This window comes from Paracoccus sulfuroxidans (genome assembly GCF_007830335.1).
Classification (GTDB): domain Bacteria; phylum Pseudomonadota; class Alphaproteobacteria; order Rhodobacterales; family Rhodobacteraceae; genus Paracoccus; species Paracoccus sulfuroxidans.
In genome coordinates this window covers 87,325-99,328 of record NZ_VLKU01000005.1, presented here as the reverse complement: position 1 = coordinate 99,328, position 12,004 = coordinate 87,325, and the positions used below count along the sequence as shown (strand labels likewise).

Annotated in this window: 10 protein-coding genes; 8 read left to right on the top strand and 2 right to left on the bottom strand. The window is 63.2% G+C overall.

What is annotated here, in order from left to right:
- Window positions 1–72: 72 nt before the first annotated feature.
- Window positions 73–1,989 carry a molecular chaperone DnaK gene (gene dnaK / locus IQ24_RS09375; RefSeq protein WP_145397693.1) on the bottom strand — a complete coding sequence of 639 codons (1,917 nt, stop codon included), beginning with the start codon at window positions 1,987–1,989 and terminating at the stop codon, window positions 73–75.
- 231 nt (window positions 1,990–2,220) lie between these two features.
- Window positions 2,221–3,015 (bottom strand): ABC transporter permease, encoded by a 795-nt coding sequence (locus tag IQ24_RS09370; protein WP_338419466.1) that lies wholly within the window; start codon window positions 3,013–3,015, stop codon window positions 2,221–2,223.
- A gap of 153 nt (window positions 3,016–3,168) precedes the next feature.
- Between IQ24_RS09370 and cysQ the strand changes: the two genes are divergently transcribed.
- The 8 genes from cysQ to IQ24_RS09330 all read left to right on the top strand — a co-directional run bounded on the left by cysQ (window position 3,169) and on the right by IQ24_RS09330 (window position 12,003).
- Window positions 3,169–3,966: a 3'(2'),5'-bisphosphate nucleotidase CysQ gene (cysQ, locus tag IQ24_RS09365; RefSeq protein ID WP_145397691.1), complete on the top strand. Its 798-nt coding sequence runs from the start codon at window positions 3,169–3,171 to the stop codon at window positions 3,964–3,966.
- A 3-nt stretch (window positions 3,967–3,969) separates the two neighbouring features.
- Complete coding sequence (locus tag IQ24_RS09360) at window positions 3,970–4,770, top strand: 3-deoxy-manno-octulosonate cytidylyltransferase (RefSeq protein WP_145397690.1); 801 nt, start codon at window positions 3,970–3,972, stop codon at window positions 4,768–4,770.
- Window positions 4,767–6,038 carry a glycosyltransferase family 2 protein gene (locus IQ24_RS09355; protein WP_145397689.1) on the top strand — a complete coding sequence of 424 codons (1,272 nt, stop codon included), beginning with the start codon at window positions 4,767–4,769 and terminating at the stop codon, window positions 6,036–6,038. Before IQ24_RS09360 ends, IQ24_RS09355 begins: the two co-directional genes overlap by 4 nt.
- A 103-nt stretch (window positions 6,039–6,141) precedes the next feature.
- Window positions 6,142–7,032 (top strand): UTP--glucose-1-phosphate uridylyltransferase, encoded by an 891-nt coding sequence (locus tag IQ24_RS09350; RefSeq protein WP_145397688.1) that lies wholly within the window; start codon window positions 6,142–6,144, stop codon window positions 7,030–7,032.
- Window positions 7,033–7,035: 3 nt separating this feature from the next.
- Window positions 7,036–8,034, top strand: coding sequence for a UDP-glucose 4-epimerase GalE (gene galE, locus IQ24_RS09345; RefSeq protein WP_145397687.1), 999 nt, complete (start codon window positions 7,036–7,038; stop codon window positions 8,032–8,034).
- Window positions 8,024–9,283, top strand: a complete 1,260-nt coding sequence (locus IQ24_RS09340) for a glycosyltransferase family 4 protein (protein ID WP_145397686.1) — start codon at window positions 8,024–8,026, stop codon at window positions 9,281–9,283. Before galE ends, IQ24_RS09340 begins: the two co-directional genes overlap by 11 nt.
- Before the next feature lie 102 nt (window positions 9,284–9,385).
- Window positions 9,386–10,318: a glycosyltransferase family 2 protein gene (locus IQ24_RS09335; protein ID WP_242008048.1), complete on the top strand. Its 933-nt coding sequence runs from the start codon at window positions 9,386–9,388 to the stop codon at window positions 10,316–10,318.
- On the top strand, window positions 10,315–12,003 hold the full coding sequence (locus IQ24_RS09330) for a beta-1,6-N-acetylglucosaminyltransferase (RefSeq protein WP_242008046.1): 1,689 nt from the start codon (window positions 10,315–10,317) through the stop codon (window positions 12,001–12,003). Before IQ24_RS09335 ends, IQ24_RS09330 begins: the two co-directional genes overlap by 4 nt.
- Window position 12,004 lies beyond the last annotated feature (1 nt).

Genomic DNA, 12,004 nt, shown 5'->3' with positions numbered 1-12,004 from the left:
TTGAGTAACGCTCGGCCTTTCAAGAGATGACCGGCCCGCGGCTTGCGCTGCGGGCCGATCTGTTAGTCGCACTTACTTGCGCTTGTTGTCGCCCAGGTCTTCGAAATCGGCATCGACGATCTCGTCATCGATGTCGCGCGGGCCGGGCTCGTGATCCGTGTCGGCCGCTTCGGCTTCCGACTGGCTGGCCTTGTAGATGGCTTCGCCCAGCTTCATCGAGGCGTCCATCAGGTTCTGGATGCCACCCTTGATCTTGCCGGCATCGTCCGACTTGAGGGCTTCTTCCAGCGCACCGCTGGCCAGTTCGATCGCTTCCACCGTCGAGCCGTCGACCTTGTCGCCATGCTCTTCCAGCGACTTCTTGGTCGAGTGGATCAGGCTTTCGGCCTGGTTGCGGGCTTCGACCAGTTCCTTGCGGGCCTTGTCGGCTTCGGCATTCGCCTCGGCGTCCTTGACCATTTTCTCGATGTCCTCATCGCTGAGGCCACCCGAGGCCTGGATCGTGATCTTCTGTTCCTTGCCGGTGCCCTTGTCCTTGGCCGAGACCGAGACGATGCCGTTGGCGTCGATGTCGAAGGTGACTTCGATCTGCGGCATGCCACGCGGCGCGGGCGGGATGTCCTCAAGGTTGAACTGGCCCAGCATCTTGTTGTCTGCGGCCATTTCGCGCTCACCCTGGAAGACGCGGATGGTCACGGCGTTCTGGTTGTCCTCGGCCGTCGAGAAGATCTGCGACTTCTTGGTCGGGATCGTGGTGTTGCGATCGATCAGACGGGTGAACACGCCACCCAGCGTCTCGATGCCCAGCGACAGCGGGGTCACGTCCAGCAGCACGACGTCTTTCACGTCACCCTGCAGAACACCGGCCTGAATGGCCGCGCCAAGCGCCACGACCTCATCGGGGTTCACGCCCTTGTGGGGCTCTTTCCCGAAGAAGGCCGTCACTTCCTCGATCACCTTGGGCATGCGGGTCTGACCGCCGACCAGAACGATCTCGTCGATGTCGCCCTTGGACATGCCAGCGTCTTTCAGCGCTTCCTGAACCGGCTTCATGGTGCGCTTGATCAGGTCGCCGACCAGGCTTTCCAGCTTGGCGCGGGTCAGCTTGATGACCATGTGCAGCGGCGTGCCGGTGTTCTTGTCCATCGAGATGAACGGCTGGTTGATTTCGGTCTGCGAGGCCGAGGACAGTTCGATCTTGGCTTTCTCGGCGGCCTCTTTCAGGCGCTGAAGGGCCATCTTGTCCTTGGTCAGGTCGACGCCATGCTCTTTCTTGAACTCGTCAGCCAGATAGTTGACGACGCGCATGTCGAAGTCTTCGCCACCCAGGAAGGTGTCGCCGTTCGTCGATTTCACTTCGAACAGGCCATCGTCGATTTCCAGGATGGTGATGTCGAAGGTCCCGCCACCAAGGTCATAGACCGCGATGGTTTTCGATTCTTTCTTGTCCAGACCGTAGGCCAGAGCGGCGGCGGTCGGCTCGTTGATGATGCGCAGCACTTCCAGGCCCGCGATCTTGCCCGCGTCCTTGGTGGCCTGACGCTGGGCGTCGTTGAAATAGGCGGGAACCGTGATGACCGCCTGGGTCACCGTCTCACCCAGATAGCTTTCGGCGGTTTCCTTCATCTTCTGAAGGATGATCGCGCTGATCTGGGCGGGGCTGTATTTCTCGTCATGCGCCTCGACCCAGGCGTCGCCATTGCCACCGTCGACGATGTCATAGGGGACCAGCTTGCGGTCCTTTTCGACTTCCGGATCGGTGATCTTGCGCCCGATCAGGCGCTTGACGGCGAACACCGTGTTCGAGGGGTTGGTCACGGCCTGACGTTTCGCAGGCTGACCCACCAGACGCTCATTGTCGGTGAATGCGACGATCGACGGCGTGGTACGGGCACCTTCCGAGTTTTCGATGACCTTCGGTTGGCTGCCGTCCATAATTGCGACGCAGCTGTTGGTGGTTCCGAGGTCGATGCCGATAACTTTGGCCATTCTATAACCTTTCTTGCGGCGATTTAAGGGTTGCGGGTCCGATTACGGCCCCCGTGAAACCCGATCCCATTGATTGATTTGACCGGCGCGTCATGCCGCTCCGGCCGTGTTCAATCGAGTATATAGGAAGGGCTCCGACGGCCTGCAAGTTTGGCGTGCAGGCCAATTTGGTCATTATTTGGCACGCCGTCTGCTGCGGAAGTTGGTAGGTCAGGGGCAACATGAAACGGCTTATCTCGCGGCGTTCCAGCTGATCGAGGCGGATCTGCGGGTCACGAACTCGGCCATCAGCCCGATCATCAGAAGCGCCAGCGTCACATAGATCGGATAGCTGATGTTCGAGTTGCGGGGCGAATAGTTGATGAAGGCGAATCCGCGCGTCTGGTCGATGATGTGAAACAGCGGGTTCCAGGCGAACATGTGCAGCATGAACAGCGGCAGGGTGTTGGCGACGAACATCTTGCCCGAGGCCAGCATGTTGATGCGCTGATAGAACTGCGACAGAATCTTGGCGGCCTCGGGCCACCAGGGGCGAAGGGCCAGGAAGATCAGCCCGATGCAACAGCCTGAAAACCACGCCAACAGCAGCATGCCATAGCAGGCCAGCGGATTCTCCAGATGGATCGGATTGATCAGCGCATTATAGCCGGTCAGGATCACCAGGCTGGAGAAGGTCTGGCGGTAAAGCGTCGCCAGTGCCGCGGCGGAAATGCTGATCGCCGTGTTCATCGGCCCGTGCATCATCATCGCATTGGTCGGGTTCCCGGCAGATGAGACCGCGCCGATGGCCTGTGAATGGGCCATGAACATGAAGATCCCGGTCATGATATAGACGATGAAATCGCCCCGGATGGGCGATTTGCGCACGCCGATGATCCAGAACATCGCGTAAAAGCCGATGATCATCACCAGCCCCTGCACCAGCGTCATCAGCAGCCCGACCACGGCGTTGCGCTGGCCTTTGCGCAGCTCGTTCACGGTGACATGATAGATCAGCGAAAGCGTCGTGAACGCGGCCTGAAGCATGTTCCGGTTCTGGCGCTGTTCAAACATCGTTATGCTGCACTCTGACAAAACGGCCGGGCGCTTGCCCATTGCGATCCGCAGCATCATAAGGATCGCAGACACGGTGTTCAATCGGGCTCTCGGCATGAGGCTCGGGAACGGAAAGGAAAACGGATGCAATTCGATCGAATGATCGCTGAAATGCGCCGCCTCGCCCTGAAGGCCGGGGATGAGATCATGAAGATCTACAATGCCGAGGATTTCGACGTCCGGACAAAATCCGACGCCTCGCCGGTGACCGAAGCCGATGAGGCCGCAGATGCCCTGATTTCTGCAGGTTTGCGGGCAGAATTCCCGGATATTCCGCTGGTGACCGAGGAACAGGCGGGCACGCATGGCCAGTCGGTCTCGACCTTCCTGATCGTCGATCCGCTGGATGGCACCAAGGAATTCGTCCAGCGCCGGGGCGATTTCACCGTCAATATCGCCTATGTGGAAAACGGCGTGCCGCGCTTTGGCGTGGTCTATGCGCCCGCGAAGTCGCGGCTGTTCTACACCACCGCAGAAGGCGGCGCGGTCGAGGAAATGGCGCCCTTCGGCGACCAGCCCGGCGAAATCTCGCCCATCGGCGTCAACAGCATGCCCGACAATCGCGGCCTGATGGTCGTCGCCTCGAAATCGCACCGCGATCAGGCGACCGACGATTATATCGCCCGCTATGCGGTACGCGACATGACCTCGGCGGGTTCGTCGCTGAAATTCTGTCTGGTCGCGACCGGCGAGGCCGATCTTTACCCGCGTCTGGGCCGCACGATGGAGTGGGACACGGCGGCGGGTGATGCGGTGCTGCGCGGCGCGGGCGGTCAGGTGGTGCGTTTCGACGATCACACGCCGCTGGCCTATGGCAAGCCGGGCTTCGACAACCCCTTCTTCATCGCCTTCGCCCCCGGCGTCCTGCTGGCCAAGGACTGATCCATGTCCGTCGTTCTGATCATTCCCGCGCGGCATGCCTCGACCCGTTATCCCGGCAAGCCGCTGGTCGAATTGCGCGGCCATCAGGGCCAGCCGCTCAGCCTGATCCGGCGCAGCTGGGACGCAGCCATGGCCGTTCCCGGCATCGACCGGGTGATCGTCGCGACCGACGATGCCCGCATTGCCGAGCATGCGCAGGGCTTCGGGGCCGAGGTCGCGATGACCTCGACCGAGGCGCGCAACGGCACCGAGCGTTGCGCGGAAGCCGTCGCCAATCTGGGCCTCTCACCCGAGATCGTGGTCAACCTGCAGGGCGACGCGCCGCTGACCCCCGCCTGGTTCGTCGAGGAGCTGGTCAAGGGTTTGCGCGCCGATCCGGGTGCGGATGTCGCAACGCCGGTGCTGCGCTGCTCGGGCGCGATGCGCTCGGATCTGATCGCCGACCGCGTGGCAGGCCGGGTGGGTGGCACCACCGCCGTCTTCGGCGACGACATGCGGGCGATGTATTTCTCGAAAGAGGTCATTCCCTTCGCTGCTGCGGACTTTGGCCCCAGCGATCCGACCCCGGTCTTTCACCATGTCGGCGTTTATGCCTACCGCCCCGCCGCGCTGGCCGAATACCCCAGCTGGGGCGAGGGCCGCTGCGAGGTCCTCGAAGGGCTCGAACAGCTGCGCTTTCTCGAGCGCGGGCGCCGCATCCTCTGCGTCGAGGTTGAAGCCCGTGGCCGCGAGTTCTGGGAGCTGAACAACCCCTCCGACGTCCCGAAGCTTGAGGCAATGATGCAGCGCATGGGCATCGCTTGACCGCTGATCCCAGGGATCCGGGCGCGGGGCAGGGTCCCGCGCTCAGCATCGTGGTCGTGTCGCACAAGCGTCCCTCGGAACTGGCGCTGTGCCTTCTGTCGCTGGAACAGCAGACCCATCCCCGATTCGAGGTCATTCTGGTCGCGGATGGTGGCTCCATCGACATCCGACCCGATCTGCCGCTGAAGCGCATCCGCTTCGACACGCCGAATATTTCGCTGGCGCGGAACGCGGGCATCGCGGCGGCGGCAGGGCCGGTTGTGGCCTTCATCGACGATGACGCAACGGCCGAGCCCGGCTGGGCTGAGGCGCTGGCCGCAAGCTTTGCCGATGATCGGGTGATTGCCGCGACCGGACGCACGCGCGGCCCTGACGGGCTGCGCTGGCAGGTCACGGCCGAGCGCGTGACGCCTTCGGGCACCACCTATCCCATCACCGTCAAGGGCCCGGCCCTGCTGGGGGTCGAGGGCGGCTGCCCGGTCGGCACAGTCGGCACGAATTGCGCCTTCCGCCGTTCCGCCCTGACCGAGATTGGCGGTTTTGACCCGGCTTTCACCTATTTTCTGGATGAAAGCGACGTGAATATGCGGCTGGCCCGGCGCTTCCCGACCGGGCTGACCGCCATCGTGCCCAAGGCGCAGGTAGTGCATGGCGTGGCGGCGGCTGCGGTGCGGCTGCGGGGCGGGGTGCCGCTGGATCTGACGACCATCGGGCGTTCGGCCGCGATCTTCGCGGCGCGCCACGGCGGGCATCTGGACGACCTGCGCCGCTATCAGAAGCTGCGCGTCATGCGGCAGATGGTGGCGGGGCGCATCGATCCCTCGCAGATCGCGCCGATCCTGCGAACGCTGGAACAGGGGATCGCCTCGGTCAGGACGCCTAATCCGCCGCCTTCGGGCTGGTCAGAGCCGCCTCCGCCCGAGTTCCTTCCGATGCCCGCCCGACCCCGCAAGCCAGAGCTGCATCTGGCCGGTTGGCACTGGCACGCGGCCACGCTGCGCAGGCAGGCCGCGCAGGCCGTGACCGAGGGGCAAGTTGCGCGTATACTGCTTCTGACGCCCAGCTTTCTGCCCCATCGCCGCGCGCTGACGCCGCAGGGCTGGTGGGAGCAGCATGGTGGGCTTTGGGGCGCCTCGCAGCCGGGTGATTCGGCCCTGATGATGATGCCGCGCGGCCAGCGGATCCGGCGCGAAATGGGCATTTACGCCGAAATCAATGCATCAGATGGGCCATTTGATGCCAGACCTAACGAAAATCCAAGTGGCTAGGCATCTTGCGGTCGGAATATCATCAGCCTCTATTGTAGACGGGCACGGAACCGAACAGATAGTGCACCGTTAGTACGGGCGTCCAATTCAGGAGACCAAATCAATGAGTCGCAAAGTTTCCAAAGCTATTTTTCCGGTTGCCGGTCTGGGGACGCGATTCCTGCCTGCCACGAAAAGTATTCCCAAGGAAATCATGACCCTGGTTGACCGCCCGCTGATCCAATACGCGATCGACGAGGCTCGTGCGGCTGGCATCACCGAATTCATCTTTGTCACCTCGCGGGGCAAAGGCGCGCTGGAAGATTACTTCGACCATGCGCATGAACTTGAGTCGAACCTCAAGAAAGCCGGCAAGACCGAGCTTCTGGACGTTCTGCGCAACACCAACATGGATTCCGGCGCGATTGCCTATATCCGCCAGCACAAGGCGCTGGGCCTTGGCCACGCCGTCTGGTGCGCGCGCCGTCTGGTCGGCGATGAGCCTTTCGCCGTCATCCTGACCGATGACGTCATCCTGGGTGAGCCGCCCTGCCTTCAGCAGATGGTCGAAGCCTATGAAGAGACCGGCGGCAGCATGGTCGCCACCATGGAAGTCTCGCCCGAGAAGACCAAGTCTTACGGTGTGCTGGACGTGGCAGAGGATATGGGCGCCATCGTCCGCGCCAAGGGCATGGTCGAAAAGCCGCAATCGAACCCGCCGTCGAATCTGGCGGTGATCGGGCGCTATATCCTTGCGCCTTCGGTGATGAACAACCTCAACAAGCTGAAGCAGGGCTCGGGCGGGGAAATCCAGCTGACCGACGCGATTGCCGATGAGATCGAGGAAGGCCGCGACGTCTATGGCCTGCGCTTCCGCGGCCAGCGCTTCGACTGCGGCTCGAAAGCGGGCTTCCTGCAGGCGACCGTGGCTTTCGGTCTGGCCCGGGATGAGCTGAAGGACGAATTCGGCGACTACCTGACCGAGCTTCTGTCGATGCGGAAGGCTGCCGAGTAATCCATGGCTGTTTCTGTTCTTGTTACTGGCGGTGCGGGCTATATCGGCTCGCACGCGTGCAAGGCTCTGCGCAACGCAGGCTTTGAGCCAATCACCTATGACAACCTGTGCACCGGCTGGGCCGAGGCGGTGAAATTCGGCCCCTTCGAGCAAGGCGACCTGCTGGACCGCGCCCGTCTGGATGAGGTGCTGGCCAAGCATCGCCCCGTGGCGATCATGCATTTCGCCGCGCTCAGCCAGGTGGGCGAGGCCATGCGTGAGCCCGGCAAATACTGGCGCGGCAATGTCAGCGCCTCGCTGAACCTCATTGAGGCGGCGGTCGCGGCCGGGGTGAAAAGCTTCGTCTTTTCCTCGACCTGCGCGACTTATGGCGATCATGACGGCGTGGTTCTGGACGAGAACACGCCCCAGACGCCCCTGAACGCCTATGGGGCCAGCAAGCGCGCCATCGAGGATATGCTGAAGGATTTCGGGGCCTCGGACGGGCTGTCGAGCGTCATCTTCCGCTATTTCAACGTCGCGGGCGCCGACCCCGATTCCGAGGTGGGCGAATTCCATCAGCCCGAGACGCATCTGGTCCCGCTGATCCTGGACGCCATCGATGGCAAGCGCCCGGCGCTGACGATCCATGGCACCGACTACCCGACGCCCGACGGCACCTGCATCCGCGATTATGTCCATGTCATGGATCTGGTCGACGCGCATGTGCTGGGGCTGCGCTATCTTCTGGACGGCAAGGTCGCGCCCGGCGGGCATGAGGTCTTTTGTCTGGGCACCGGCAACGGCTTCTCGGTGCGCGAGGTGATCGACCATTCGCGCCATGTGACCAACCGCCCCGTGCCGCTGACCGAGGGGCCGCGCCGGGGCGGCGATGCCGTCAAGCTGGTCTCGGGCAGCGAAAAGGCGATCTCGGTGCTGGGGTGGCAGCCGGACCGCTCGACCCTGCCGCAAATGATCGGCGACGCATGGCGCTGGCATCAGAACGGCGGATATGAGCGCTGATCCGGCGCTGGTTCTGGATGTCTCTCGTCTGATTTCCCGTCTGGGGGGTGGTCCCGCCACCGGCATCGACCGGGTCGAGGCAGCTTGGCTGCGACATCTGCGAACCAGCGGGCGCAATCATCTTCTTCTGTGTCGGGTGCGCCGGGGGCAGCTTCTGCTGCCGCCGCAGGCGGGCGAGGCGATTCAAGGCTGGCTGGACGGCGCGACCGACCGGCTGCCGCCTGCGGGTCTGCTGGACCGGCTGGCGGGCCGTCGCGGCTTGCCCGCGCGGGCCGAGGCTGCCTTGCGCCGCATGGCGCTGCTGCGGACCCCACGCGACGGGCGCGGCCTTCTGCGCCGCATTCGCAAGCGGTTGGGAAAAGACACCGTCTATCTGAACGTCGGTCATGCCAATATCGACGCAGCCCTTTGGCAATCGCTTGAGGGGCTGCGCCGCGTTGCCCTGATCCATGACACGATCCCGCTGGATCACCCCGAATTCACCCGCGCCGGTCAAAGCGAGAAATTCCGCGCCCGTTTCGAGGTGCTGATGCGCCATGCCGATGGCCTGCTGACCGTCTCGGACGCGACCCGCAAGGACGTCATGCGCTGGCGCAATAAGCTGGGCCTTCCTGACCACGCGCCGATCTCGCCTGCCCATATCGGCACCGATCTCAGCACGCCAGACGTGTCGCGCCTGCCCGCCGGGTTAGACCTGACGCGCCCCTATTTCCTGACCCTCGGCACCATCGAGCCGCGCAAGAATCACGCCCTGCTTCTGGATGCCTGGGAGGCGCTGGCCCGCCGCATGCCCGCCGAGAAACTGCCCCGGCTTTTCATCATCGGCAGGCGTGGCTGGGAAAATCATGAAGTGTTCCAGCGACTTGATGCGCTGCCCGCGAATGGCGCGGTACAGGAGTTCAACGCGCTTGACGATGGCGCGGTGGCCGAGATCCTGTCGCGCAGCCATGGGCTGATGATCCCCAGCCGGGCCGAGGGCTTCGGCCTTCCCCTGACCGAGGCGGCGGCAAGGGGCGTGCCGATCTTTTGCGCCCCGCTGCCCGCCGTGCAGGAATTGCTGGGCGATTACGCCAGATATCTGTCGCCGGATGATCCCTTGTGCTGGGCGGGGGCCGCGGCCTTGTTGGCTCCGTCCTTGCCACTGCGGCTTGAGCCGCTAAAAGTTCCGCAATGGGAAAGCCATTTTGGTTTAGTTTTTAAATCATTTTGCGATAGAACGCCTTCGTTTGGTCCGCAGACAGGAAAGTGATCCGCGCCTTTGTCACGCCTTTTCGGTGCCTTTCGCCGTAAACTCAGATTACGCGCCCGGCGGCAATGGCTGCTGGGTCGCGCGATTCGGCGCCACCGCAGGTTGAAATCGATTTCGGACAATACCGCGCAGATCAATCACGACGATATTTTGGTCTTCATGACCATGCGCAATGAGAAGCCCCGGCTGGCCTATTTCCTCGACTATTATCGCAAGATCGGCGTGCGGCATTTTCTGGTGGTCGACAATGGCTCGGAGGATGGCGGGGCCGAGTATCTGGCGGCGCAGCCCGATGTTTCGGTCTGGATGACGCGGGCCAGCTATCGCGATTCCCGCTTCGGGATGGATTGGATCAACTGGTTGCTGCGCCGCTATGGGCGCGGGCATTGGTGCCTGACGGTCGATCCGGATGAGTTTCTGGTCTATCCGCATCTGGACACGCGGCCGCTGCGGGCCTTGACCGACTGGCTGGATTCCTCGGCGGTGCGGTCATTCTCGGCCATGTTGCTCGACATGTATCCCAAGGGCACGGTTGAGGCGCAGAGCTATGAGGAAGGCCAGAACCCGTTCGAGATTGCCGCCTGGTTCGATCCGGCGAATTACGCGATCCGCAAGAATCACGAATACGGAAACCTGTGGATTCAGGGTGGCCCGCGCGCCCGGGTCTTTTTCCGCGACGATGCCGAAAATGCGCCCGCGCTGAACAAGATCCCGCTGGTGAAATGGGAACGCTGGTATGCCTATGCCAGCTCGACCCATATGCTGCTGCCGCGATCGCTGAACACCGTCTATGCCGAGGATGGCGGCGAAAAGGTCGCGGGATGCCTGCTGCATGCGAAGTTCCTGCCGGGTTTCGCCGAAAAATCGGCCGAGGAAATGCGCCGGGGCGAGCATTATTCGGACAGTCAGGAATATCGCGCCTATCATTCCGGTCTGCAGGACAGCCCGGACCTCTGGTGCGAACATTCGCGCGAATACAAGGACTGGCGGCAGCTTGAGGATCTGGGCCTGATCTCGAGAGGGAACTGGGCATGAGCGGCGACGCCCCGATCAGGCTGGGCACGATCATGCTCTGCCATAATGAGCTGGGCATCGCCGCGCGCATGGCCCGGACCTGGGCCGAGCAAGAGGTTGCCGTTGCCGTCCATGTCGACCGCAAGACGCAAGGCGCGCAGGTCGATCAGATGCGGGCCGAGCTTTCCGATCTGCCGAATGTCATCTTCAGCCGTCGCCGCGTGTGCGAATGGGGCCGCTTCAGTCTGGTGCAGGCCACGCAGGACGCGGCCAGCGCGCTGCTGCAGCAGTTTCCCGATCTGACGCATGTGATGGTGGTCTCGGGTTCCTGCCTGCCGTTGCGCCCGATCCAGGATCTGCGCGCCTTTCTGGCGCTGCATCCGAACCGCGATTTCATCGAAAGCGTCACAGCCGAGGATGTGGGCTGGACCGTCGGCGGCCTGAACGAGGAACGCTTCACGCTGCGGTTTCCGTTCTCTTACACCCGGCATCGGCAGCTTTTCGACCGCTACGTCGATCTGCAGCGCCGGCTGCGCTATCGCCGCCGCATCCCGCAGGGGCTGGTGCCACATCTGGGCTCGCAATGGTGGTGCCTGACGCGGGCCACGCTGACGGCGATTCTGGATGATCCCCGCCGCTCCGAATACGACCACTATTTCAGCAGGGTCTGGATCCCCGATGAAAGCTATTTCCAGACGCTGGCACGGCATCATTCCTGCAGCATCGAAAGCCGCTCGTTGACGCTGTCGAAGTTCGACGGACAGGGGAAACCCTATGTCTTCTACGACGATCACTGCCAGATTCTTGAGGAATCGCGCTGTTTCGTCGCCCGCAAGATCTGGCCTCTGGCCGAGGGGCTTTACCGCCATTTCCCCCGCCCGGTCGAGGATCAGCCCTCACCGGCCGAGCCGCAGCCGCTGCGTCTGGACCGGCTGGTGAACATGGCGGTGGCACGGCGCAATCAGGGGCGGCCGGGGCTTTACATGCAAAGCCGCTTTCCGCACATGAACCACGAAAGCGGCAAGACCGCAGCGCCCTATGCGCTGATGCAGGGCTTCGCCGACCTGTTCCCGGATTTCGAGGATTGGCTTGCGACCCGCGTCGATGCCGATGTGCATGGCCATCTGTTCGCGCTGCACGGGGCCGAGTTCGCCGGGCGCGGAGCGATCGGACCGGGTGGGCTGCCCGACAGCGCGCAGATGCGCGATCTGGACCCGCGCGGCTTTCTGGCGAACCTTGTCCGCTCGACCGCGCGCACGCAGATCTGGCAATACAGCCCGCGTGATGAGCAGACGCTGAACTGGTTCGTGGCGACCGACCCCAATGCGACGCAATTCGTCATCACCGGGGCCTGGGCCGTGCCGCTTCTGTATTCGGGCATGCCCTTTGACGATATCCGGCGCGTCGCCGCGATCCTGCAGCGGACCGAGCTTGAGCAGATGCGGATCATGAATTCGGTCTGGCAGAAGGCGCGGACGCATATCTGGACGCTGGCCGATTTCGCTGCGCGTCCGGCGGGGGTGCTCAGCCAGACGCTGCGGCAACTCGGCGGCGATGGCGAGGCGGTGACCGAGCTGCCGCAGATGCGCGATCTGCAGGGCATGGGGCGCTTTTTGCAGCGCCTGCGCAACGCCGGGCTGCAACCGCAGCTCATGGGCGATTTCCCGGCGACCGACGACGGACCCGCCGCAGAAAGAGAAAGTTGAT

Excerpts from the sequence above, each read along its gene's own strand:
- dnaK (WP_145397693.1), bottom strand. The coding sequence starts at position 1,989 with ATGGCCAAAGTTATCGGCATCGACCTCGGAACCACCAACAGCTGCGTC.
- IQ24_RS09370 (WP_338419466.1), bottom strand. The coding sequence starts at position 3,015 with ATGCTTCAGGCCGCGTTCACGACGCTTTCGCTGATCTATCATGTCACC.
- cysQ (WP_145397691.1), top strand. The coding sequence starts at position 3,169 with ATGCAATTCGATCGAATGATCGCTGAAATGCGCCGCCTCGCCCTGAAG.
- IQ24_RS09360 (WP_145397690.1), top strand. The coding sequence starts at position 3,970 with ATGTCCGTCGTTCTGATCATTCCCGCGCGGCATGCCTCGACCCGTTAT.
- IQ24_RS09350 (WP_145397688.1), top strand. The coding sequence starts at position 6,142 with ATGAGTCGCAAAGTTTCCAAAGCTATTTTTCCGGTTGCCGGTCTGGGG.
- galE (WP_145397687.1), top strand. The coding sequence starts at position 7,036 with ATGGCTGTTTCTGTTCTTGTTACTGGCGGTGCGGGCTATATCGGCTCG.
- IQ24_RS09340 (WP_145397686.1), top strand. The coding sequence starts at position 8,024 with ATGAGCGCTGATCCGGCGCTGGTTCTGGATGTCTCTCGTCTGATTTCC.
- IQ24_RS09330 (WP_242008046.1), top strand. The coding sequence starts at position 10,315 with ATGAGCGGCGACGCCCCGATCAGGCTGGGCACGATCATGCTCTGCCAT.